Annotated in this window: 23 protein-coding genes; 12 read left to right on the top strand and 11 right to left on the bottom strand. The window is 69.8% G+C overall.

What is annotated here, in order from left to right; translation table 11 throughout:
* The first annotated feature begins 32 nt into the window (after window positions 1-32).
* Window positions 33-791, top strand: coding sequence for an RNA methyltransferase (locus PCA_RS12120; protein ID WP_181302878.1), 759 nt, complete (start codon window positions 33-35; stop codon window positions 789-791).
* Between the two features lie 109 nt (window positions 792-900).
* On the opposite strand, the gene PCA_RS12115 is transcribed toward PCA_RS12120, so the two are convergent.
* Window positions 901-2229: a hemolysin family protein gene (locus tag PCA_RS12115; protein WP_181302877.1), complete on the bottom strand. Its 1329-nt coding sequence runs from the start codon at window positions 2227-2229 to the stop codon at window positions 901-903.
* 179 nt (window positions 2230-2408) lie between these two features.
* Between PCA_RS12115 and PCA_RS12110 the strand changes: the two genes are divergently transcribed.
* Together PCA_RS12110 and PCA_RS12105 are read left to right on the top strand one after the other, a co-directional pair.
* Complete coding sequence (locus tag PCA_RS12110) at window positions 2409-3038, top strand: pit accessory protein (RefSeq protein ID WP_181302876.1); 630 nt, start codon at window positions 2409-2411, stop codon at window positions 3036-3038.
* A 10-nt stretch (window positions 3039-3048) separates the two neighbouring features.
* Window positions 3049-4173: an inorganic phosphate transporter gene (locus PCA_RS12105; protein WP_181302875.1), complete on the top strand. Its 1125-nt coding sequence runs from the start codon at window positions 3049-3051 to the stop codon at window positions 4171-4173.
* Here the strand turns inward: PCA_RS12105 and PCA_RS12100 are convergent.
* A complete protein-coding gene (locus tag PCA_RS12100; RefSeq protein ID WP_181302874.1) occupies window positions 4170-4574 on the bottom strand; it encodes a hypothetical protein in 405 nt (134 codons plus the stop codon). The two genes, PCA_RS12105 and PCA_RS12100, sit on opposite strands and share 4 nt — an antisense overlap.
* 80 nt (window positions 4575-4654) lie before the next feature.
* Between PCA_RS12100 and PCA_RS12095 the strand changes: the two genes are divergently transcribed.
* Window positions 4655-4987, top strand: coding sequence for an MGMT family protein (locus PCA_RS12095; protein ID WP_181302873.1), 333 nt, complete (start codon window positions 4655-4657; stop codon window positions 4985-4987).
* 975 nt (window positions 4988-5962) lie between these two features.
* Here the strand turns inward: PCA_RS12095 and PCA_RS12090 are convergent.
* From PCA_RS12090 to PCA_RS12055, 8 genes are all read right to left on the bottom strand, one after another.
* Window positions 5963-6913 carry an HlyD family efflux transporter periplasmic adaptor subunit gene (locus tag PCA_RS12090; protein ID WP_181302872.1) on the bottom strand — a complete coding sequence of 317 codons (951 nt, stop codon included), beginning with the start codon at window positions 6911-6913 and terminating at the stop codon, window positions 5963-5965.
* Window positions 6910-7653, bottom strand: a complete 744-nt coding sequence (locus PCA_RS12085; protein WP_219918778.1) for an ABC transporter ATP-binding protein — start codon at window positions 7651-7653, stop codon at window positions 6910-6912. Before PCA_RS12085 ends, PCA_RS12090 begins: the two co-directional genes overlap by 4 nt.
* Window positions 7654-7658: 5 nt before the next feature.
* Window positions 7659-8789 (bottom strand): ABC transporter permease, encoded by a 1131-nt coding sequence (locus PCA_RS12080; RefSeq protein ID WP_181302870.1) that lies wholly within the window; start codon window positions 8787-8789, stop codon window positions 7659-7661.
* Window positions 8789-10222: an efflux transporter outer membrane subunit gene (locus tag PCA_RS12075; RefSeq protein WP_181302869.1), complete on the bottom strand. Its 1434-nt coding sequence runs from the start codon at window positions 10220-10222 to the stop codon at window positions 8789-8791. Before PCA_RS12075 ends, PCA_RS12080 begins: the two co-directional genes overlap by 1 nt.
* A gap of 167 nt (window positions 10223-10389) precedes the next feature.
* Complete coding sequence (locus tag PCA_RS12070; protein WP_181302868.1) at window positions 10390-11823, bottom strand: sensor histidine kinase; 1434 nt, start codon at window positions 11821-11823, stop codon at window positions 10390-10392.
* Entirely contained in the window at window positions 11820-12506 is a 687-nt protein-coding gene (locus tag PCA_RS12065; RefSeq protein ID WP_181302867.1) for a response regulator, read from the bottom strand. The genes PCA_RS12070 and PCA_RS12065 overlap by 4 nt, the downstream gene beginning before the upstream one ends.
* A 128-nt stretch (window positions 12507-12634) precedes the next feature.
* The gene (locus PCA_RS12060) at window positions 12635-13177 is read right to left on the bottom strand and encodes a GNAT family N-acetyltransferase (RefSeq protein ID WP_181302866.1); all 543 of its coding nucleotides are present in this window, start codon (window positions 13175-13177) and stop codon (window positions 12635-12637) included.
* 18 nt (window positions 13178-13195) lie between these two features.
* Entirely contained in the window at window positions 13196-13660 is a 465-nt protein-coding gene (locus PCA_RS12055) for an SET domain-containing protein (protein ID WP_181302865.1), read from the bottom strand.
* Window positions 13661-13769: 109 nt separating this feature from the next.
* On the opposite strand from PCA_RS12055, the gene PCA_RS12050 reads away from it, so the two are divergent.
* The 8 genes from PCA_RS12050 (at window position 13770) to fghA (ending at window position 21872) form a co-directional block, all read left to right on the top strand.
* A complete protein-coding gene (locus tag PCA_RS12050) occupies window positions 13770-15200 on the top strand; it encodes a M20 family metallopeptidase (RefSeq protein ID WP_181302864.1) in 1431 nt (476 codons plus the stop codon).
* 140 nt (window positions 15201-15340) lie between these two features.
* The gene (locus tag PCA_RS12045; RefSeq protein WP_181302863.1) at window positions 15341-16045 is read left to right on the top strand and encodes a YggS family pyridoxal phosphate-dependent enzyme; all 705 of its coding nucleotides are present in this window, start codon (window positions 15341-15343) and stop codon (window positions 16043-16045) included.
* 272 nt (window positions 16046-16317) lie between these two features.
* The gene (locus tag PCA_RS12040) at window positions 16318-17130 is read left to right on the top strand and encodes a C40 family peptidase (protein WP_255436822.1); all 813 of its coding nucleotides are present in this window, start codon (window positions 16318-16320) and stop codon (window positions 17128-17130) included.
* A gap of 147 nt (window positions 17131-17277) precedes the next feature.
* Window positions 17278-17940, top strand: a complete 663-nt coding sequence (locus PCA_RS12035) for a rhomboid family intramembrane serine protease (protein WP_181302862.1) — start codon at window positions 17278-17280, stop codon at window positions 17938-17940.
* Between the two features lie 18 nt (window positions 17941-17958).
* The gene (locus PCA_RS12030; protein WP_181302861.1) at window positions 17959-19326 is read left to right on the top strand and encodes an amino acid permease; all 1368 of its coding nucleotides are present in this window, start codon (window positions 17959-17961) and stop codon (window positions 19324-19326) included.
* A 147-nt stretch (window positions 19327-19473) separates the two neighbouring features.
* Window positions 19474-19746 (top strand): metal/formaldehyde-sensitive transcriptional repressor, encoded by a 273-nt coding sequence (locus PCA_RS12025; RefSeq protein WP_181302860.1) that lies wholly within the window; start codon window positions 19474-19476, stop codon window positions 19744-19746.
* A 46-nt stretch (window positions 19747-19792) separates the two neighbouring features.
* Window positions 19793-20902, top strand: coding sequence for an S-(hydroxymethyl)glutathione dehydrogenase/class III alcohol dehydrogenase (locus PCA_RS12020; protein WP_181302859.1), 1110 nt, complete (start codon window positions 19793-19795; stop codon window positions 20900-20902).
* 133 nt (window positions 20903-21035) lie between these two features.
* Window positions 21036-21872, top strand: a complete 837-nt coding sequence (gene fghA / locus PCA_RS12015; RefSeq protein ID WP_181302858.1) for an S-formylglutathione hydrolase — start codon at window positions 21036-21038, stop codon at window positions 21870-21872.
* Between the two features lie 316 nt (window positions 21873-22188).
* Here the strand turns inward: fghA and PCA_RS12010 are convergent.
* Window positions 22189-23754 (bottom strand): helicase-related protein (locus PCA_RS12010; protein ID WP_255436821.1); only part of this gene is annotated, 1566 nt, incomplete at its 5' end.

Genomic DNA, 23754 nt, shown 5'->3' with positions numbered 1-23754 from the left:
CCTAGGCGGTCCGCCCGCATCCGGCCGCGCCCATGAATCCGCTCGAACTCGCCCCGCTTTTCCGCTTCGTGCTGGTGCGCACCTCGCATCCGGGCAACATCGGCGGCGCGGCGCGGGCGATCCGCACCATGGGTTTCGAGCGGCTGGACCTGGTGGCGCCGCAGCGTTTCCCCGACCGCGAGGCCGATGCCCTGGCGGCGAACGCGGTGCAGGTACTGGCCGGGGCCGGGGTGCACGGGACGCTGGTCGAGGGCCTTGCCGGGACGAGCTTCGCGCTGGGCCTGTCCGCGCGCCGGCGCGGGGTGACCTTGCCGGAGCTGTCGCCGCGCGAGGCGGCGGCGCAGGCGCTGGCCGCCGCCGTGCGCGGCGAGCAGGTGGCGCTGGTGTTCGGCAACGAGCGCACCGGGCTGGAGAACGAGGAGCTTGCGACCTGCCACGCGATGGTGCGCATCCCCAGCGTGGACGATTTCAGTTCGCTGAACCTTGCGCAGGCAGTGCAGGTGATGGCCTACGAGCTGCGGCTGGCCATGCTCGGCGACGCGGCGCCCGCGCCGCCGCCGGAGCATGACGAGCCGCCGGCCGATGCGGCGCAGATGGAGCGCTTCTACGCGCACCTGGCGCAGATGCTGGACGACATCGATTTCCACAAGGGCCGCGAGCCCACCACGATCATGCTGAGGCTGCGCAAGCTGTTCCAGCGCGCGCAACCGGACCAGCGCGAACTGCGCGTGCTGCACGGCATCCTCGCCGATGCGCAGCGGATGGCGCAGCTGGCGGGGGAGAAGAAGTAGGCGCTGCCGGGCGCTGTCGTTCGCGCCGGGCGGCGACGCAGGGCCGGCGGTACGGCCCTTCGACTCCGGCCTGGCGGACGGCGAGCGGTTCGGGGCGTACCGTGGGTGGCTAGCCTTCTGCCTCGTCCGCGTTGCCGGGTGGCGGCGTGCGGGTGACCAGCAGCTTGTCGATGCGGGCGCCGTCCAGGTCCACCACTTCGAAGCGGATGCCCTGCCAGGCATAGACCTCGCCGACCTGCGGGATGTGGCCCAGCGCGGCCATCACCATGCCGGCGACGGTGCGGAAGTCGTGGTCGCCCTCGCCGGGCAACTGGTCGACCTGCAGCAGTTCGCGCAAGTCGTCGTTCGCGAGGCTGCCGTCCACCAGCCAGCTGCCGTCGGCACGCCGGACGATGGGGGCGTTCGCGTCCGTGTCGCCGCCGTGGCCCAGCTGGCTGGCGCCGACCACGGCGGCGAGCAGGTCGTTGACGGTGACCAGGCCCTGGATGTCGCCGTACTCGTCCACCACCAGCGCAAGCGGGGTCTCCGCGTCGCGGAATTCCTCCAGCAGGTCGAACGCGCGCGCGGTGGCCGGCACGTACAGCGGCTTGGCGAGGTGGTCGAACAACTGCGGGCGGCCTTCGGCGAATGCCTGCAGCAGGCGCTTCACCTCGACCACGCCGACCACTTCGCTCTCGTCGTCGCGATAGACCGGGTAGCACGAATACGGCGTCTGCCGCAGCACCGCCACGTTCTCCTCGCGCGGCGCGGCCATGTCCAGCCAGGCGATGCGCACGCGCGGCGTCATCACGCTGTCCACGCTGCGGTCGCCCAGGCGCAGCACGCGGTTGACCATGGCGTGCTCGTCGGCGTCAAGCACGCCTTGTTCGGCGCTTTCGGCCACCAGCAGGCGGATCTCCTCCTCGGTGGCGGCCGCATGGCCGTGGTTGCGCACGCCCATGAGGCGCAGCAGCAGGCTGCTGGCGGTGTTGAGCAGCCACACGAACGGGGCGGTGACGCGCGACAGCAGCAGCATCGGGATCGCCACCGCGCTGGAGAGCTTTTCCGGCGCGGACAGCGCCAGGCGCTTGGGCACCAGTTCGCCCACCACGATCTGGATGAAGGAGATCAGCACGAAGCCCAGCACCACGCCGATCACCCGGGCATAAGGCTCCAGCCACGCGGCGCGGCCGCCGTGCAGCAGGGCGGCGATGTGCGTGCCCAGCGCGTCGCCGGCCACGGCGCCGGTGACCAGCATCATCAAGGTGATGCCGACCTGGATGGTGGAAAGGAAGTATTCCGGCTTCTCGGCATGCCGCAGCGCCACCGCGGCGCCCCGGTTGCTGCGCGCCATCTGCTTCAGGCGGCTTTTGCGCGACGCCACCAGGGCCATCTCGGACAGCGCGAAGAAGCCGTTGCAGAGGGCGAGCACGAACACGAACGCGATTTCGGTCAGCATCGCGGGAATGGCGGGCAGGGGCGCATGCAGCGAAGTTTAGCGGCAGTGCCGCACGGCGCTCCATGGCCGCTGCGTGGCGGTCGCGACGGCCGCCGGAGGCGGTTTCGGACCTGGTCATGCTGCGGTGCGCGGTAACTGTCCTGTAACATTAGTGTCATTCGGTTTCCGGGCTGACCCGCATGTTTTCACTGCAGACGATCTTCGGCAAAGGCGACAAGTTCTACGGCTTGCTGGAACAGAGCGCCGAGGCGGCGCGCGAGAGCGCGGAGGCGCTGCATGCGCTGGTCACCCAGGCCGACCACGTGCCGGTGATGGCCGCGTTCGCCGCCACCCGGGCGCGCGAGAAGGCGCTGGCCGCGCAGATCAGCGAGGAACTGGTCAACACCTTCGTGACCGCGCTGGACCGCGAGGACATCGAGGCGCTGAACTCGGCGCTGTACAAGATTCCCAAGGCGGTGGAGAAGTTCGCCGAGCGCTACGACATCGTGGCCGAGCGCCTCGAAGCCGTGGATTTCGCCCAGCGCGCCCGGGTGCTGGAGCGCTCCACCGGGGTGGTGGCCGAGATGATAGGCGAGCTGCGCCGCGGCCTGCGCATCGACCCGGTGAAGAAGCTGCAGGACCGCCTGCAGACGCTGGAGTCGGAAGGCGACCGCATGCTGCTCGCGCCGTACCGCACGCTGTACGTCGAAGGCAACGACGCGATGAAGGCGATGCTGGCCAAGGACCTGTTCGAGCTGATCGAGAAGGCGATCGACAAGTGCCGCGACGTCGGCAACATCGTCTATTCGATCGTGCTGAAGAACTCCTGAGGCTGCCTGCATGAGCCTCGGACTGGTCGTGGTGGTGGTGGCGATCGCCCTCGTCTTCACCTACATCAACGGTTTCCACGACACCGCCAACTCCATCGCCACCGTGGTGGCGACCAAGGTGCTCACGCCGGGGCAGGCGGTGCTGCTGGCCGCGGTGACCAACCTGATCGGCGCGCTGTGGGGCACGGCCGTGGCGGCCACCATCGCCGCCGGCATCGTCAACACCGGCGTGGTGGAGGCCGGGCCGCAACTGCTGATCTGCGCGCTGCTGGCGGCGATCGTGTGGAACCTGATCACCTGGTGGCGCGGCCTGCCGTCCAGTTCCAGCCATGCGCTGGTGGGCGCCCTGGTCGGCGCGGCGATCGGCGCCGCCGGCGGCCGCTTCGACGCGGTGGTGTGGGCGCGCGACGGCCTGCACTGGTGGCAGGGCAAGGGCGTGATTCCCAAGGTCGTCGTGCCGATGGTGGCGTCGCCGATCATGGGCCTGGTGATCGGCTTCCTGCTGATGGGCGCGCTCTATGCGCTGCTGGCCTGGTTCTCGCGCCGCGGCGGCTGGTTGCGGCTGCTGGGCCGCACGCCGTTCGTCAACAGCTTCTTCGGCAAGGCGCAGATCGCCTCGGCCAGCGCGATGGGCCTGGCGCACGGTATGAACGACGCGCAGAAGAGCATGGGCATCATCGCGCTGGCGCTGGCCAGCGCCACCGCCGCAGGGCAGTTCGACCAGTTGCCGGCGTGGCTGCATTTCCTGCGCATCCACGAATCCACCGCCGGCGGTTTCACGGTACCGGCCTGGGTGGCGGTGGTGTGCGCGCTGACCATGGCCGGCGGCACCGCCGGCGGCGGCTGGCGCATCATCAAGACGCTGGGCCACAAGATGGTGAAGCTGCACCCGATCAACGGCTTCGCCGCCGAGGGCAGCTCGGCCATCGTGATCCTCACGGCCTCGGCGTTCGGCCTGCCGGTGTCCACCACACATGTGGTGTCCTCGGCGATCATGGGCGTGGGCTCGGCCAAGCGCTCCAACGCGATCAAGTGGTCGGTGGTCGAGCGCATGGTGTGGGCATGGATACTCACCTTGCCGGTCACCGCGCTGATCGCCTGGTGCTTCGTGGTGATCGCCCGCCTGCTTGGCTAGAACGTGTCGCTACGCAACGCCAGCAGCTGTTCCAGCTGGTCGCCCAGCCGGCCCAGTTCGACGATCACCCGGTGCAGCTCGCCTTCGTCCAGCAGCTCGTAGGGGCGGTTCTCGCACAGGTGCAGGCAGGGCGCGCCGTCCAGGTCGGCCACGGCGAGAAAGCCGCAGCGCTGCGCCCAGTTGAAGCGCAGGCAACGCTCCGGATCAGTGCCGGCCAGCGGCCCGATCGGCGTGGAGATGCGCAGGTAGCGGCGGCCGGATTCGGCTTCCAGTTCGGCCAGGTAGATACCCTGGCGGCGGCCGTGCGGCAGCGTCAGGTCGAAGCTGATCAGGTAGGGATCGTTCCGGCGCAGCCCGTGCTGGCTGCCGACATGGGAACGCACGGCTTCGAAGTGGTGCATGGGACACCCTCGTGACTCGCCGATGGCCCTGATACTCTGCCACGTCCGCCGTTCGCCATGGTCAAGCACGCGTTATCGCCATGCAAGACAGCCACGCCCGCGTCTACGCCGCCATCGCCGCGATCCCGCCCGGCCGCGTGGCCAGTTACGGCGCCATCGCCGCCCGCGCCGGCCTGCCGGGCCGGGCGCGACTGGTCGGCAGGCTGCTGGGCGAGGTGCCCGACGGCATGGAACTGCCCTGGTTCCGCGTGCTGCGCGCCTCCGGCGAGATCGCCCTGCCCAAGGGCAGCCGAGGCTTTCGCGAGCAGGTGCGGCGGCTGCGTGCCGAGGGCGTGGAAGTGAAGAACGGGCGCGTGGCGCTGTCGGCGTTCGGGTTGGACGCGAACCTGGATCGGGCGTTGTGGGGGATGTAGGCGGCGCGGCCGCCGGCGTTTGCGGGCGGAATTCGCGCGGAATTCGCGTGGCACTCGCATGGCGTTAAAGCGGTTTCGTGCGCCCGTTGGGCGCCCGAGTTCCTTCTCTTTTGCTTGTCCAAAAGAGAAGGAACCAAGAGAAAACGACACCCCGCGGCGGCGCTTGCCGAGCGTCCTGCCCGGCAAGTGCGTGAGTCGCGGCCGGGCTTTTCGAGCGGGCATCCTGCCCGCGCGAAAAGGCGAGGCCATCCATGGCCTCGCCCGCTGCGCGGCCCGATCGTCCGCGACTCACCGCCGCCGAGGGGCCCCCGAAGAGCAGGCGCGCATCGTGCGCGCCAGAAGCGACAGCAACAGCAACGGCAACGGCGAAGCGCCGCGAGATCGCTGCGCTTCGCTTTTGATTTTGCTCGTCATCCCAGCGAAGGCTGGACAAGCGCAAAGCGCGCAGAACGCCCGCAGGGCGGCCCCGAAGGGGCGAGCGCAGCGAGTCATCCAGTGCCTGCAAGCCACGGAACACCAAGGCGCTGGATGACCAGCTTCGCTGTTGTGAAGCGCCTCCTGCTTGACCGGCCCTTCGGCCGTTGAAAGCCGCAGGAATGACGTGCAGGCAATCGATTGACCAGACCTTCATGGCTCTGGCTGTGCCCTGCTGTTGCTTCTGCGCGCCGGGAGCGCGCTGCTTTACCGGGGCCCCTATGGCGCGGCGGGCGGGTGGAGGAAAGTCCGCAGGATGGCTCGCAGGGATGCGAGCCAGTTTTTCGCCAGCACAGGATGTGCTGTCGAAAAACCCCGCAACCCGCCCCCGCACCCGGAAGGCAGGATGCCTGGAGGGCGCGCCATCGGGGTGTCGTTTCCTCTTGGTTACTTCTACTTTGGACAAGCAAAGGAGAAGTAACTCGGGCGCCCAACGGGCGCACGAAACCGTTCTATACAATCACCACGCGAAAGACTTCGCGCCGCGCGAGCGGCAAACCCTCACTCCTTACCGTCAGGCAAAAACCTGACAATCACCCGCTGCCCGATGCGCAGCTGCTGCTCGGGCTGGTCGAAGGCGAGCACGCATTCCACCGTGCGCGCGTTCGCGCGGATCTGCGGGTCGTTCTCCAGCGTGGCGGGGCCGTAGACCTGGCCCACGCGCAGCACGCGGGCGGTCCAGCGGGCATTCTCGGCGTCGTCGTTCGCGACCACTTCGGCGCGCATGCCGGGGTGCACGGCGCCCACGAAGCTTTCGTTGAGTTCGGCGCGCACGATGCGGGGCTTGTTCGGCAGCAGGGTGAACAGCGGGCCGGAGGCGGGCGACACGCTGGCGCCGGGCTGGGCCAGCACGCGCACCACCACGGCGTCGAACGGCGCGCGCAGGCTGCGCTGCGCGAGTTCGTATTTCGCCTCGGCCAGTTTCTGGGCGGCCATGTCCACGGCGGCCTGGCTGGCGTCGCGTTCGGCGCCCAGCTGGTTGCTGGCCTCGTTCGCGTCGTCCGCGCTCTGGCCGTCGCCGGCGCCGGCGGCGGCTGCGGCGGCGAGCCGCTGCGCGCGCTGCTTCGCCGCGGCCTGCTTGATGTCCAGCAGCTTGAGCTGGGATTGCGCCTGCTCCAGCTGTGCCTTTGCCGCGTCCACGGCGAGCTGGGCGGGGCGGGTGTCCAGCGCGGCCAGCAGCTGGTCCTGCTTCACCGTCTCGCCTTCGCGCGCCGCGACGCTGGCCAGCACGCCCTCGCGCGGCATCGCCAGGGCGAGCAGGCCGCCCTCGATGTCGACGCGGCCGCGCGCCACGGCCGCGTAACGGGGCGCCGCAGCGTTGCCGGCGGCGGCCGGGTCGGCATGCTTCGAGCAGGCGGCGAGCAGCAGCACGGCGGCCAGCGCGAAGCCGGCAGGGCGCAGCAGCGCGGCGAGGCGCGCGGATGGAGACGGACGAGTGGCGGTCGGCGTCATGGCGAAGATTCCTTGGGGGCGCCGGCGCCGGGGCGCCGGTCGCTGAGAATGCGGCCGTCTTCCATCGCCAGCACGCGGTCGGCGTGGGCGACCAGGCGCGGGTCGTGGCTCACGCACAGCACGGTGGTGCCGTGGGTGCGGGCGATGGTGTGCAGGATGTCGATGATGGTCTGGCCGTTCGCGGCGTCCAGCGCGCTGGTGGGCTCGTCGGCGAACAGCAGCTCGGGTTCCTTGGCCAGCGCGCGGGCGATGGCCACGCGCTGCTTCTCGCCGCCGGAGAGTTCCGAGGGGCGCAGCTTGACGCGGTGGGACAGGCCCACTTCCTCCAGCGAGTGGCGCGCGCGTTCGCGCGCTTCCTGCCTGGAGAGGCCCATGTGGGTGAGCGGCAGTTCCACCTGCTCCAGTGCGGTCAGCGCGGGAAACAGGTTGAAGCCCTGGAACACGAAGCCGGTGTGCTGCAGGCGGAAATTTTCGAGCGCGCGCAGGTCGAGCTGGCCCAGTTCGCTGCCCAGCGCGTACACCCGCCCGCTGTCCACCTTTTGCAAGCCGCTCAGCACCGCCAGCAGCGTGCTCTTGCCGCAGCCGGAGGGGCCGGAGATCAGGGTCAGTTCGCCGGGGTCGATGGCCAGCGACAGGTGGTCCAGCACCTGGGTGTGCTGGCGGCCGGATTCGAACGCCTTGCACACGCCTTCCGCCCGCAGGATCGGCGTGCCTGGCGTGGTGGCGGCGGTGTGGGGCATGGCGCTCATCTCAGCAAGGTGGCCGGGTCGATGCGGCGCATGCTGCGCATGGCCGCCATGCCCGAGACGGTGGCCTGGCCCATCACCAGCGTGATGCATGTGATTGCGGCCACCGGCCCCAACACCACCGGTACGTCCTGGCTGCGTGCCAGCACCAGCAGCGCCACGCCCAGCACGGTGGCGCCGATCAGGCCCAGCGCGCCTACCCAGAACGCCTGTTCCAGCACCACCTTGCGCAGCGCGCCCACGCCCACGCCCAGCGCGTTGAGCGTGGCGTACTCGCGCACCGAGCCCTGCACCGCGCCGACCAGGGTCTGGCTGGTGATCACCGCGCCGACCAGGAACACGATGCCGGCGAGGAACAGCACGCCCGCGCCGGCGCCGGTGTCGAACAGCCAGTAGGTGACCGAGATGCGGGCGAAGTTGGCGGCGCTCCACGTGGTGTAGGGGCCGAACGCGGCGTCGCCGCGCAGGCGCGTCGCCACGGCCTCGGCCTGGGCCGGGTCGCGCAGCTTGGCGACGAAGTAGGTGGGGCCATTGTCCGCGTCGTCGGCGTCGAGCCGGTGCGCGGTGTCCAGCGAGGCGATCACGTTGATGCCGCCCAGGCCGCGCAGGCCGCTGCCGACGCCGACCACGCGCACGCGGTGGCCGTTGATGGTGGCGGTCTGGTCCAGCTTCACGCCCAGCTTGTCGATGTCGGCGCGGTCCACGATCACCGCGTCCGGCTCGGCCAGCCGCGCGCGCAGCGCGGGCGGCAGCACCTTGGAGAACATCAGGCCCTGGGCGGACGGATCGATGCCGGAGACGAACACCGACACGCCGCCGGTGTTGCCGGCGCCGCGCCAGTCGCCGTCTATCCATTCGTACGGTTCGACGCGGGTCACCGCGGGGTCCATCAGCACGCGCGATTCCACGTTGGGATCGATCGAGCGGCCCGAGCCCACGCTTTGCGTGCCGGGGAAGCCGACCCACACGTCGGCGGACGAGCGGGTGATGTAGACGCTGGTGGCGCCGAAGATCCCCAGCACCAGCGCCAGCTGCAGCAGCTGCAGCAGGCCGGCGAAGCCCACGGCGAGGATGGCCGGCAGGAAGCGCCGCCATTCGTAGACCAGGGTCTTGCGCGCCAGGGCGACCATCAGTGCGCGGCCTCGGCGGATTTTTCAGGCTTGGAGCCGGGCGCCTCGTCCGCCGGCAGCGGGGCGCCGCCCAGCGCCTTGAACAGCGCCACGTAGGCCAGGCCGCGGCTGGCGCGTGCGTCGGCCAGTTCGATCGCGGCCTGGTCGGCTGCAAGCTGGCCGTCGGCCAGCGCCAGCGGGCTTTCCAGCTTCAGTTTCACCCGGGTCTGCAGCGTGCCGTCGACGCGCTGCAGCGCCTGCCAGGCTTCCAGGTTGTGCTGCTCGCGCTGCCGCTGTTGCTGCAGCGTGCCCAGCGCGGTTTCCACTTCGGACACCGCTTGCAGCACGGCCTGGCGGTAGGCGAGGACGCTGGCCTTCAGCTCATGCGACTTGGCATGCTCGGCGGCGGCGCGCATGCCCCAGTCGAACAGCGGCATGTCGAACAGCGGTCCCACCGAGAACAGTCCGTTGGAGACGGTGTGCGAGCGGTTGTTGTTGAGGTCGGTCGCCCAGATCAGCGACGCGCCCAGGCCGACGCTGGGGAAACGGTCGGCGTGGGCCACGCCCAGTTCGCCTGCCACGCGCAGCACGTCGGCTTCCGCACGGGCGATCTCGGGACGCGTGCGCAGCAGGTCGGCCGGCGTGCCGGGCAACTGCCATGCGCCGAGTTGCGGCTGCGGGCCGGCCTGCAACCATGCGGGGTCGGGATGGTTCTGGCCCAGCAGCACGGCCAGCCGCTGCGCCGCGGCATCCACGGCCTGGCGCGGCGCGGCCAGCGCGGCCTGCGCCTGCGCGGAGGCCGCCATCGCCTGGTCCACGCTGCCGGCCGGGGCCAGTTGCAGGCGCTGGCGCACCTGCAGCAGCTCGAGCTGGCGGCTGCGCGCGGCGCCGATCTGCGACAACAGGCGCTCCTGCTGCTGCGCGGCGCGCAGTTCGATCCAGTTGCGCACCACCTCGGCCACCAGCGACACGCGCGCCGCCTGCAGGTCGGCGGCGCCGGCGTCCAGGGCGGCCTGCGCTTCGCGCCGGGTGCCCTGGGCGCGGCCGAACAGGCCCAGCTCCCAGGTGGCGTCGAGGCCGGAGACCAGATACGACGCGCTGGCGTCGGGATCGATCGTCTGTTCGGTGCGTGCGTGCAGCCCGGGCAGGTAACGCGTGCCCTCGCGGCGTTGCAGGGTGCGCGCGGCGCGCAGCCGTTCGACCGCCTGCGCCACGTCCAGGTTGCGCTCCAGCGCCTGGTCCACCAGCGCATCCAGGGCGGGATCGTCGAATGCGCGCCACCAGCTGTGCAGGTCGGTGGGCGTGGCCGCCTGCGCGGCCATGGCGTGCTGCCATTGCGCGGGGATGGGCGGCTCCAGCCTGGGCATCGCCACCGAGCAGCCGGCGAGGGCGACTGCGGTGGCCAGCAAGGTGGTGCGCCAGCGGCGGAACGGTCCGGTGGCCGGATCAGCCATGCCGGCCACCGCCTGCTGCGAGGCCGGGACGGGGTCCGGCGTTGTGGATGGGGATGAGGGCCACGGTCAGGTCTGGTGAAGATGGATGGTGGGCGCGGATAACGACCGTGCGCATGCGCACAAGGATACAGGCCGGGCGCTGATGCCGTAAGTCGGCGGCCTGTCGGTCAGCGCGTCGGCGGCGTGTCGGGATGCGGTGCCGCACCGTCGCGGACCCGCGGCGGCGGGAAACGCACCTCCACGCACAGGCCGCGCTCCTCGCCGAGCTGGTAGATCACCTCGGCGTGGTGGCGCTCGGCGATGCGCTGCACGATCGCCAGTCCGAGACCGCTGCCTTCCTCGCTGGTTCCCGGCGCGCGGAAGAAACGCTCGCTGAGCCGGGGCAGCAGCTCGGGCGGGACGCCCGGGCCGTTGTCCTCGACGAGGAGACTGGCGCCGCCGTCGGGCTGCGCCTGCAGGCTCACGGTGACGGTGCTGCCGCGACCGGCGTAGCGGATGCTGTTGTCGATGAGGTTGTCCAGCAGGTCGTGCAGGCTGGCAGCATGGCCGTCGATGCTTAGCGTCTGCTCAGGCCCCTGGTAGCCGAGGTCGACACCGGCGGCCAGCGACTCGTGCACGCGCTGCATCACCGCCTCGGGGATCAGCCGGGTGAGTTCCAGCGGCACGTGCTCGACGGTGTCGGTGGACGGCGCCTGCGCCCGGGTCAGCGCGAGCAGCTGCGCGGTGGTGCGCGCGGCGCGCTGGGTGAGGCGGCGGATGTGGGTGAGCGCGTCGTGCACGTTCGCCGGATCGGGGTCGGCCAGCGCGCGCTCCACGTGCAGGCTGAGCCCGGTCAGCGGCGTGCGCAGCTGGTGCGCGGCGTCGGCGATGAAGCGGTCGTGCAGCGCCAGCATGCCGCGCACGCGGGCGAACAGCGCGTCGATGGTGCGGGTCAACGGCAGGATTTCCTGCGGCACGTCCGGGCCGCCGATCGGGGTCAGCTCCTGGTTGCGGCGGGCCAGGCGCAGGGGCAGCGGATCGAGCACGCGCAGGCCGCGGGTGACGCCCAGCCACACCAGCGACAGCACGCAGACGATCAGCAGCGCCTGGGTGAGGATGGCCAGCAGCAGGATGCTGCGTGCCTGCGCGTGGCGGTCGTGCAGGGTTTCCGCCACGGTGATCACCAGCGGATCGTCGGGATGGCCGCCGGCCTCGGTGGTCAGCGTGACCGCGCGCAGCGGGCGGTTGCCCATGCGGGTGTCGAACAACCGGGGCGGCGCGCCCGCCGCCGGGGCCTCCGCCGCCTGCGGCAGGCGCTCGTTGCCGGCGATCAGGCCGCGCTTGCGGCTGACCACGCTGAAATAGCCTTCGCCGGTGGGGTCGTACTGCAACAGGAAGCGCGCCTGCGGCGTGAGTTCGCCGCCCAGTTGTTCGGTGCCCATCATCTTGGCGAGCGTCAGCGCGTCGTTGCCGAGGTCGCGGTCGTGCACGTGGTTGGCGTAGCTCAGGGCCACGCCGTAGGTGAGCAGGATGTCCAGCACCAGCAGGATCGCCACCGGGATCAGCAGGAAGCCCAGCAGGCGCCGGCGCAGGCTGGGACGGCGGGCCGGCGCGTGGCTCATGCGTGGCCGCCGTCGCCGGCGGATTCCTCCAGCAGGTAGCCCAGGCCGCGTATCGTGCGCACGCCGGTGCCGCTGCCTTCGAGCTTGCGGCGCAGGCGGTGGATCGCGATGTCCAGGCCGTTGTCGGTCAGTTCCTCGTCCCAGCTGCACAGCGCCTCGATCAGCTGGGCGCGGCTGGTGACGCGGTCGGCGCGCAGCGCCAGCGCTTCCAGCAGGCCGAATTCGCGCGCGGTGAGTTCCAGCGGGGTCTCGTCCAGCCAGGCGCGGTGGCCGGGCAGGTCCAGCCGCAGGCGGCCGAGCTTCAGTTCGGGCACGCCCTGGCTGCTGGAGCGGCGCAGCAGCGCGCGCACCCGCGCCTCGAATTCGGAGAGCGCGAACGGCTTCACCAGGTAGTCGTCGGCGCCCAGGTCGAGCACGCGGATGCGTTCGTCCAGCCCGTCGCGCGCGGTCACCACCAGCACCGGCGCGCTGGCGCCACGGGCGCGCAGGCGGCGCAGCACTTCGCTGCCGTCCAGTTGCGGCAGGCCCAGGTCCAGCACCACCAGTTCGTAGTCGTGCTCGCGCAGCGCCGCGTCGGCGAGCTGGCCGCTGGCCACGTGGTCCACCGCGTGGCTGCTGTGGCGCAGGGACGCGCAGATGCCTTCGGCAATGGAGGGATCGTCTTCGGCCAGCAGGATGCGCATGCGGTTCGGATTCCTTGGACGGTGCGGCCGGGAGGCACAGCTTGCCATGCGCCACCCGTCCGCCAGCTTAGCGGGGGAGCCCGCCCGGCCGGCGCAGGCCGGGGGCCGTGGCACGCCCCGGCGACGGCTCAGCCGCAGGCGGCGCGGCGGCTTTCCCGATGCGGCGGGTAGTAGGCGAACACGTGGGTGTCGCTGCCGTAGAAATCCATGTCGTCGATATGCTCGCCGCCGAGGCGTTCGGCCACGCGGTCGGAGGCCTCGTTGCCCACGCGCACCAGGCTGATCACCCGCAGCGCATGCAGCTGGTTCCAGGCGAAGTCCAGCACCGCGGTGCCGGCTTCGGTGGCGTAGCCGTGGTGGCGGTGTTCGGGCTTCAGCATCCAGCCCAGTTCCAGGTCGGGCCAGCCCTCGGGGTACATCAGGCCGGCGCGGCCGACGAACTTGCCGCCGTCCTTCAGCTCCAGCGCCCACATGCCGCAGCCGCGCAGCTGCCAGTGGCCCAGCAGCATCGCCAGCGAGCGCCAGGCGTTGGTGCGGTCCAGCGGCTGGCCGTCGCCCACGAAGCGGGTGCTGTCCGGGTCGGCCAGCATCGCGGCGTAGTCGTTGAAGTGGCGCTCGGTGAGCGCGGTGAGGCGCAGGCGCGCCGTCTCGATTACGGGAATGTCGATCATGCGGAATCAGCAGGCAGGTCACGTGCCATTGAGCAGGACAGCGAGGGCACGGGTGCTCGAAGCGAGGCTTTCGGTCCAGGACAAGCCGACGATTGTCTCACCAGTGGCCGCATCCGCAAAATCCTCGGCCTCGCCGGGCGGCAGCAGGTGCCGGTAATCCACCGTGATCTCGCTGCCCGGGGGCAGTTCGGCGGTGGCGAACACGAAGCCCAGGTGCCACAGGCCGTTGGGCGTGAAGCTGTGGTTGATGTAGCACTCGTCCGGCCAGTCGGGCGAGACCGTGTAGCGGTCCTCGAACCAGCGCGCGCTGGCGTATTTCAGCTTTCCAAGTTCCGGTTCGGCGAATTCGGCCTCGCGGAACGTGCGGTCGATCGCGTCGGGTGCGCTGATGATGCGGCCCGCCGCCACGGTTTCGTCCAGGAACAAGCCCTTGCCGGCCCCCGGGATGCGGGACGGGGCGATGTGGTAACGCGGCAGGATCATGGCGTAGCCGGGCGAAACGGGGCGCCAGTGTAGTCCCTGTCGCGGGACGCGGGATCGGCCGGTGGCGGCGGCTTGCTAGAATCCCGTTTTTCCCTGCCCGGAGTCACCGATGGATACCGCCCGCCTTTCCCGTTTCGTCGGCGACCTGTGGGACGGCGAGATCGTGCCCCGGCTGGTGGAGTACATCCGCATTCCCAACAAGTCGCCGATGTTCGACAAGGACTGGAAGGCGCACGGCCACATGGACGCGGCGGTGAAGCTGATGAGCGACTGGGCGAACGGCAAGCTGGCCGCGCTGCCGGGCGCCACGCTGGAAGTGGTGCAGCTGGAAGGGCGCACGCCGCTGATCTACATCGAGGTGCCGGCCACCGGCGCCGGCGACGACACCGTGATGCTGTACGGCCACCTCGACAAGCAGCCGGAGATGACCGGCTGGGCCGACGGCCTGGGCCCGTGGACGCCGGTGCTGAAGGGCGACCGGCTGTACGGCCGCGGCGGCGCCGACGACGGCTACGCGATCTTCGGCTCGCTGGCCGCGCTGCTGGCCTTGCGGGAGCAGGGCGTGCCGCACGCGCGCTGCGTGATCCTGATCGAGGCCTGCGAGGAGTCGGGCAGCTACGACCTGCCGCATTACGTCGACCACCTCGCCGCGCGCATCGGCAGCCCCTCGCTGGTGGTGTGCCTGGATTCGGGCTGCGGCAACTACGACCAGCTCTGGCTCACCACCTCGCTGCGCGGCATGACCGGCGGCAACCTCACCGTGCAGGTGCTGGAGGAGGGCGTGCATTCCGGCGACGCCTCCGGCGTGGTGCCGTCCAGCTTCCGCATCCTGCGCGAGATCCTGTCGCGGCTTGAGGACCCGGAAACCGGCGCGATCAAGCCTGGCGAGCTGTACGTCGAGATTCCGGCCCAGCGCGTCGAACAGGCGAAGCACGCGGCCACCGTGCTGGGCAGCGACATCTACAGCAAGTTCCCGTGGGCCGCCGGCATGCAGCCGGTGACGAAGGAGCTGCCCGATCTGGTGCTCAACCGCACCTGGCGTCCGCAGCTCGCGGTCACCGGCGTCGGCGGCATCCCGCCGCTGGACAGCGCGGGCAACGTGCTGCGCCCGTTCACCGCGGTGAAGCTGAGCCTGCGCGTGCCGCCCACGCTGGACGCGAAGCAGGCCGGCCGCTTCCTCAAGCAGTTGCTGGAAAAAGACCCGCCCTACGGCGCCACGGTGACGTTCGACCTGGAGAAGGACGGCAGCGGCTGGAACGCGCCCGCGCTGTCGCCGTGGCTGGAACAGGCGGTGGACGAGGCCTCGCAACACCAGTTCGGCGCCCCTGCCACCTACATGGGCGAGGGTGGCTCCATCCCGTTCATGGGCATGCTGGGCGAGAAATTCCCTGCTGCCCAGTTCCTGATCACCGGCGTGCTGGGCCCGCATTCCAACGCCCACGGCCCCAACGAGTTCCTGCACATCCCCACCGGCAAGAAGGTGTCGGCGGTGGTGGCCGAGGTGGTGGCGAAGCATTACGCGCAGGCCGCCAAGGCGTGACACGACTTCCCCCCTCTCCCCTCCGGGGAGAGGGCCGGGGTGAGGGGCGGGCTGGCGAAGTTGTTTGATATAGCTGGCTTTTCCGCGAGCCCCACCCTTCACCTCAATCCTCTCCCCCCAGGGGAGAGGAGGTTGAAAACATGGATCACACCTACCTCGCCGCCAACTGGGCCGACATCCGCCACCGCGTGGACGAGGCCTGCCGCGCCGCCGGGCGCGATCCGGCCGAGGTCTCGATCCTGCCGGTCAGCAAGACCTTTGGCGCCGACGTGGTGCGCGAGGCGGTGGCGCTGGGCCTGCGCCGCTTCGGCGAGAACAAGGTGCAGGAGATCCGCGACAAGGCCGGCCCGCTGGCCGACTGCGGCATCGCCTGGGTGGTGATCGGCCACCTGCAGACCAACAAGGCCAGGGACGTGGCGCGGCTGGCCAGCGAGGTGCAGTCGCTGGACCGCCCCGAACTGGCGGAGGCGCTGCACCGGCGCCTGCAGCTCGAAGGCCGCGCCATCGACGTGCTGGTGCAGGTGAAAACCTCGGCGGAAGAGAGCAAATCCGGCCTGCCGGCCGCCGACCTGCCTGGCTTCCTGGACGATCTGGCGCGCTACGACACGCTGCGCGTGCGCGGCCTGATGACCTTGGCGGTCCAATCGGACGACGCGGAGCACGTCCGTGCCTGTTTCCGCCAGTTGCGCGAGCTGCGCGATGCGGCCCAGGCGCGGGGGCACATATTGCCGCAGCTCTCCATGGGCATGAGCGGCGATTTCCCGCTGGCGATCGCCGAGGGCGCCACCGAAGTACGCATCGGTACGGCGATCTTCGGGCGCCGCCCGGCGCCGGGCGGCCTGTAACGGACTGGAAACCCGGCATTTTCCCGGCCGGCCGGCGGGAACATGACGGCAAGTTTCGGAAAAATCTGCTGTTCCCCGGAATGTGATCGGAGTACCGGCGTTTACGAACGACAGAGTTCAGTTAACCTCGATCCAACAACCCCCGGGAATCATCTTGGTAAGTTCACCCCTTACTCACGTCGCCTGCCTTGCAAGCGACACATGAATAAGTGGTTTGGGGGTTTTGTCTGATGCCAATCCAGCGACTGACCGGTGTTGCCGCAATTGTTTCGATGTTGCTGCTGGCCCCCCCCGCCTTTGCCACCACGCACCAGACCCAGAAAAGCCACCCGGCCCAGAAGAAGCACGTCCAGCACCGCCACGCGCAGACGCACCACACCGTCCACCATTCGCGCCACGGCAAGTCCGCCCATCCGCAGTCCCGCGCCGTCGCCAGCACCGCCGCCGACAGCCACTACTCGCTGGTTACCGGCGGCACCCTCGCTTCCCCGCTGGCCCTGAACCCGCTGCCCGCCCTCAGCCCGATGCCTACGCTGGCCTCGCCCGGCCTGGCAGGCTTCGGCGCCGCCCCGGTGCCGGCCTTCGGCATCAGGCACAGCGTTCTTCTCGCGCCGGCCGTGGCCACGGCGGCCAAGCCGGCGGCCGACCCGATCGACAGCGATGTCGACACCGTCACCGACCTGCGCAGGGCGCTGGTCGCGCTGGCGATGAACCTGCGCGACGTGCGCTACGTGCGCGGCGGCAGCAGCCCGTCCACCGGCTTCGATTGCAGCGGCTTCGTGCGCTACGTGTTCGCCCATGCGATCGGCGTGCAGCTGCCCGCCAACTCGGCCTCGCAGTTCCTCGCCGGCCTGAAGGTGAAGCGCGCGGACATGAAGCCGGGCGACCTGGTGTTCTTCCACACCGGCGGTCGCCGCCATCGCGTCAGCCACGTGGGCATCTACATCTCCAACGGTCGCTTCATCCACGCGCCGACGTACGGCAAGTCGGTGCAGATCTCCAGCCTGGAAGAGGCCTACTGGGCACGCCATTTCGTCGGCGCCAAGCGCCCCGATGGCATGCTGGCGCTGGCGCACAACGGCTGATCGGGCCCGTCCGCACGCACGACCAAGGCCGCCCACGGGCGGCCTTTTCGCAGGCGCGGTTCCTGCCGGTGGCCCGTGGTCACTCCCTGCCGCAACCGCTACGCTAGTCGCCTTGTCCTTGCCGCGCAGGCATCGCCGGAATCCTTCATGCCGAATCTCCCCCCGGTCACCCGCTACCTGCTGATCGCCAACGTGCTGGTGTTCGCGCTGCAACTGCTGCTGCATGACCAGACCACGCTGGCCTTGTCGCAGCATTTCGCGCTGTGGCCGCTGGGGCCGGACGTGGTGGGCCAGGTGCAGGGCGGCCAGGTGCTCACGGTGGGCTTCCGGCCGTGGCAGCTCGTCACCTACGCGTTCATGCACGGCGGCTACCAGCACATCCTGTTCAACATGTTCGGCCTGTACATGTTCGGCGGGGTGATCGAGCGCACGTTCGGCGCGCGCAACTACGCGCTGTACTACTTCGTCTGCGCGATCGTGGCGGGCGTGGCGCAGCTGCTGGTGGTGAAGTACTTCACCCACGCCTTCGTTCCCACCGTGGGCGCCTCGGGCGCGCTGTTCGGCCTGCTGCTCGCGTTCGGCATGCTGTACCCGAGGGAGAAGATCTTCCTGATCTTCCTGCCGATACCGATGCCGGCGTGGCTGTTCGTGATCGGCTACGCGGCGGTGGAACTGGTGCTGGGCGTCACCGGCACCCAGGCCGGGGTGGCGCATTTCGCGCATCTCGGCGGCATGGTGGGCGGCTATGTCATGATCCAGTACTGGCGCGGCCGCCTGCCGCTGAAGCCGAAGCGCCAACTGCTGCGCTGACCGTCCACCGGGGAAACCATGAGCCAAGACCTGCAGCGCCGCCTCACGCCGCGCCACATCACCTTCATGGCGCTGGGCATGTGCATCGGCGCCGGGCTGTTCCTCGGCTCGGCCAGCACGATCAAGCTGGCCGGCCCCTCGGTGCTGTTCGCCTACATGTTCGGCGGCGCGATGATCTTCATCATCATGCGCGCGCTGGGCGAGATGGCGGCGCACGAGCCCGTCGCCGGTTCCTTCGGCGCCTATGCGCACAAGTACCTCGGTCCGTTCGCCGGCTACCTCACCGGCTGGAACTACTGGATCCTGATGATGGGCGTGGGCATCGCCGAGAGCACGGCGGTGGGCATCTACATGAAGGCGTGGTTCCCCGACTCGCCGCAATGGATCTGGGCGTTCGCCAGCGTCGCGATGATCGGCGGCCTGAACCTGCTGGCGGTGAAGGTGTACGGCGAGCTGGAGTTCTGGTTCTCGCTGATCAAGGTGCTCACCGTGGTGGCGATGATCCTCGGCGGCTTCGCGATGATCTGGCTGGGCTGGGGCAACGGCGGCAAGCCGGTGGGCCTGGCCAACCTGTGGACGCATGGCGGCTGGTTCCCGCACGGCGTCACCGGCATGGTGCTGGCCTTGCCGGTGCTGGTGTTCTCCTTCGGCGGCATCGAGACCATCGGCATGGCGGCGGCGGAGGCCGCGCAGCCGGAGCGCACCATCCCGCGCGCGGTGAACTCGGTGATCTGGCGCATCCTGATCTTCTACATCGGCTCGCTGTTCGTGATCATGGCGATCTACCCGTGGAACGAGCTGGACGCGAACAGCAGCCCGTTCGTCACCACCTTCGCGCGGCTGGGCATCCCCGGCGCGGCGGGGCTGATCAATTTCGTGGTGATCACCGCGGCGTTGTCCAGCTTCAACTCCACCACCTTCAGCGGCAGCCGCATGCTGCACAGCCTGGCCGGCAAGGGGCAGGCGCCCGCGGCGATGGGCAAGACCAGCGTGCACGGCGTGCCGGTGCGCGGCGTGCTGGTGACCATGGCCTTCCTGCTGTTCGGCGTGCTGATGAACTACCTGGTGCCGGGCCGCATCTTCGGCATGATGATGTCCATCCTCGCGTTCAACACGGTGTGGACCTGGGGCATGGTGCTGGTGGCGCACTGGAGCTTCCGCCGCCGCCAGGCGCAGCCGCTGGCGTTCCGGCTGCGCGTGTGGCCGCTGTCCAGCGTGCTGTGCCTCGCCTTCCTCGCTTTCGTGTGGGTGATGCTGGCCTACAGTCCGGATACCCGCGTGGCGATCTACGTGGGCGTGGCGTGGATCGCGCTGCTCACCGTGGCCTATTACGCGTTCGGCATCGAGCGGCGCATGCGGCAGGCGGCTGCTTCGGACGCCGCCTGATTCCGTCGCGGGTTCGGCGCTGCTTCTCCGAAGCGCACGGCGCAGGCCGTGCGTTTTTTCATGCGCATCCTTTCGCCTGCCCGGACGCAGCATGATTCCGGCGACGGATTGGCCTATACTCCCCCGGGGTATACAAGGCGAACGTCCATGCCGTACTCGACGCAGGAAAAGAAGCGGGCGCTGGTGCGCGTGCGTCGCATCGGCGGTCAGCTGGATGCGCTGGCGCAGGCGCTGGAGCAGGAGGCCGACTGCGGCGCCGTGCTGCAGCAGATCGCGGCGATCCGCGGCGCGGTGAACGGGCTGATGGGCGAGGTGCTGGAAAGCCACCTGCGCGCCAGCTTCGTGCCGCGCCGCGCCGCGACGGCGGATGCGGCGGCGCTGGAACAGACCATCGCGCTGCTGCGCACCTATCTCAAGTAACCGGCCCGCGTCGGCCGGACCATCGATCGATCACAGGAGTACCGCCATGAAATCCCGTGCCGCCGTCGCCTTCGCTCCCGGCAAGCCGCTGGAGATCGTCGAGATCGACGTGGCCCCGCCGAAGAAGGGCGAGGTGCTGGTGAAGATCAGCCACACCGGCGTCTGCCACACCGATGCGTTCACGCTCTCGGGCGACGATCCGGAAGGCCTGTTCCCCTGCGTGCTCGGCCACGAAGGTGCCGGCGTGGTGGTGGAAGTCGGCGAGGGCGTCACCTCGGTGCAGCCGGGCGACCACGTGATCCCGCTGTACACCGCCGAATGCGGCGAGTGCCTGTTCTGCAGGAGCGGCAAGACCAACCTGTGTACCGCGGTGCGTGCCACCCAGGGCAAGGGCGTGATGCCGGACGGCACCACGCGCTTCTCCTACAACGGCCAGCCGCTCTACCACTACATGGGCTGCTCCACCTTCAGCGAGTACACCGTCGTCGCGGAAGTGTCGCTGGCGAAGATCAACCCGCAGGCGGATCACGAGCAGGTCTGCCTGCTGGGTTGCGGCGTCACCACCGGCATCGGCGCAGTGCACAACACCGCGAAGGTGCAGGAAGGCGACAGCGTGGCGGTGTTCGGCCTCGGCGGCATCGGCCTGGCCGTGGTGCAGGGCGCACGCCAGGCGAAGGCGGGCCGCATCATCGTGGTGGATACCAATCCGGCGAAGTTCGAGCTGGCGCGTTCCATGGGCGCCACCGACTGCGTCAATCCGAAGGAGCACGACAAGCCGGTGCAGCAGGTGATCGTGGAGATGACCGGCTGGGGCGTGGACCACAGCTTCGAATGCATCGGCAACGTCAACGTGATGCGCGCGGCGCTGGAATGCGCGCATCGCGGCTGGGGCCAGTCGGTGATCATCGGCGTGGCCGGCGCGGGCCAGGAAATCTCCACGCGTCCGTTCCAGCTGGTCACCGGCCGCAAGTGGATGGGCACCGCGTTCGGCGGCGTGAAGGGCCGTAGCCAGTTGCCCGGCATGGTCGAGGACGCGATGAAGGGCGAGATCGAACTGGCGCCCTTCGTCACCCACACCATGGGACTGGACGGCATCAACCATGCCTTCGAGCTGATGCACGAAGGCAAGTCGATTCGTTCGGTCGTCCACTATTGACCTGCAAGCCCCTCTCCCTTCGGGAGAGGGGTAGGGGGAGGGTACGGGCGAAGCGTTGTGCTTCGCCCGTACCCTCATCCGCCCTTCGGGCACCTTCTCCCAAGGGGAGAAGGAAAAGCCAAGGAGATCCCACGTGAACCTCGAACGCATCGAACACCGCGCCTGCTTCGGCGGCTGGCAGGACGTCTACCGGCACGACTCGGCCGTGCTGGGCTGCGCGATGAACGTCGCCGTCTACCTGCCGCCGCAGGCGGAGAAGGAACGGCTGCCGGTGCTGTACTGGCTGTCGGGCCTCACATGCACCGAGCAGAACTTCATCGCCAAGGCCGGCGCGCAGCGTTACGCGGCCGAGCATGGCGTGATCGTGGTGGCGCCGGACACCAGCCCGCGTGGCGAAGGCGTGGCGGACGACCCGGCCTACGACCTCGGCCAGGGCGCGGGCTTCTACCTCAACGCCACCGAGCAGCCCTGGACCACGCACTACCGCATGCACGACTACGTGGCGCAGGAGTTGCCCGCGCTGGTCGAGGCTTCGTTCCCGACCAATGGCGTGCGCGGCATCAGCGGGCACTCGATGGGCGGCCACGGCGCGTTGACCATCGCGCTGCGCAACCCGGGGCGCTACCGCAGCGTGTCGGCGTTCGCGCCCATCGTGGCGCCGGCGCAGGTGCCGTGGGGCGAGAAGGCGTTTGCCGCGTACCTCGGACCGGACCGTTCGCGCTGGGCGCAGTACGACGCCGTGGAACTGCTGAAGACCGCGAGCGAACGCCTGCCGCTGCTGGTGGATCAGGGCGAGGCCGACGAATTCCTCGCCACGCAACTCAGGCCGGAACTGCTGCGCGAGGCGTGCGCAGCGGTGAACCATCCGCTGACCCTGCGCCTGCATCCCGGCTACGACCACAGCTACTACTTCATCGCGAGCTTCATCGGCGAGCACATCGCCTGGCATGCGCGGGCGATGAAGGGCTGACTGATATTGCCCGTCATCCTATGCCCGTCATCCCGGCGCAGGCCGGGGTCCAGCAGCCGCGGCGTCTGTATGGGCGTCGTAGTCGCTGGATTCCGGCTTGCGCCGGAATGACGAGCTTGTAGCGTCACTGGATTCCGGCGTTCGCCGGAATGAGGGGTTGTGAAGTCACTGGATCCCGGCCTGCGCCGGGATGACGAGCGACAAGTGCTCCGGGGTGATGAGCGACAAGTGCGCCGTGGTGACGAGCGACAAGTGCGCCGGGGTGACGAGCACCAGTGTGCCGGGATGACGAATCAGCAGCGATGAGGTTCCGCGGTCAGCGCAGCGCCAGGAAATCCGCGCTCACCACGAAACGTACCGCATCCAGCCGCAGCCGCGACTGCGGCAGGGCGGCGAGCAGGGCATCGCGTTCGGCGGCGACGGTGGCGATTTCCGCCGCACTGATCGACGGGTTCACCGTGCGCAGTGCCTGCAGGCGCGACAGTTCGGCGTCCAGTGTGGCGCCGGCCGCCGCCACCGCATCGTCGATCATCGCCTGCGCGCGGCTGCGCGCCGTCTGCTCGGCCTTCTCCAGCATCGGCGGTACCAGCTTGGCGAGGAACTTGCGGTAGCGCGGCACCTCGATGTTGCGGTCGGCGGCCTTGCGCAGCGCGGTGTCGCTGGGCTGGAAGTCCTCGCGCTCGACGAGCTTCGTGTCGACGGTGACGGTGATCGGCAGCGCGGGCAGGAAACGCTCCGCATCGAGCCGGCGGTCGGCCACGCACTCCAGCACGAACACGCTCTGCAGCAGCGCGCTGCGCGGCGGCAGCATGTCGTCCACCATGAAGGCGGCGTTGCCCTGTTCGCCGGACAGCGCGAGGTCCAGCGCGCCGGCGATCATCGGATGGTCGAGCCGCAGCAGCGGCAGTTCCTCGCGCGCCAGCGCCACCGCGCGGCTGAAGGTGGCCGACAGCGGTCCTTCGGCGAAGCCGGACAGGGCGTCGGTGGAGAGGTATTGCGGATCGAGCAGCAGCACCTTGCCGCCCAGTTCCTCGGCGTGGATGCCGTAGGCTTCCAGCAGGCGTTGCACGAACGCATCGCGCGACGGGTCCTCGTCCTCGCGGCGGAACGCCTGGCCCAGTTCCTCGGCGTGCGGATCGCGGCTGGCGGCGAGTTCCAGCAGGTGGTCGCGGCCTTCGTGGATCAGTTCGGCCATCTGCTCGTGGGCGGCGCGCGTCTCGGCGAGCAGCACGTCCAGTTCCTGGTCGCGGCCGTCGTCGCCGCGCGCATGCTGGTCGGCCAGCCGCGCCAGCGTGTCGCCGTAGCGGCGCAGCAGTTCGCGGCCGTCCGCCGGGCTCAGCCGGAACGCATCCACGCCCTCGTCGTACCAGCGCGCCAGCACGTGCTGCGCGCTGTCGGCGACGGCGAGGATGTGGATGCTGATGTCGTGCGTCTGGCCGATGCGGTCGAGGCGGCCGATGCGCTGTTCCAGCAGGTCGGGGTCCAGCGGCAGGTCCCACAGCACCAGCCGGTGCGCGAACTGGAAGTTGCGGCCTTCCGAGCCAATTTCCGAGCACAGCAGCAGGCGCGCACCGTCGGGCTGCGCGAAGTAGGCCGCGTTGCGGTCGCGCTGCACGATGCCCAGGCCCTCGTGGAAGCGCGCGATGCCGGCGCCGCTGCGCGTGCGCAGCGCTTCCTCCAGCGCCAGCACCTTGGCCTGGCTGCGGCAGATCAGCAGGAACTTGTCCTGCGGATGCGCGTCGAGCAATTCGACCAGCGCCTCGAGGCGCGGATCGTTCGCGTAGTCGTGCTCCAGCACGGGCGAGGGTTGCTGGATGTCGGCATGGAATTCGGCGAGCAGGGACTGGCGCATGGCCTCGTCCACGTCGGCGGCATCCAGCAC

This window comes from Rhodanobacter sp. PCA2 (assembly GCF_013620825.1).
In the GTDB taxonomy this organism is placed as follows: Bacteria; Pseudomonadota; Gammaproteobacteria; order Xanthomonadales; family Rhodanobacteraceae; genus Rhodanobacter_A.
Note: the sequence above shows the minus strand (reverse complement) of the source record. Positions and strands in the feature narration are given on the sequence as shown.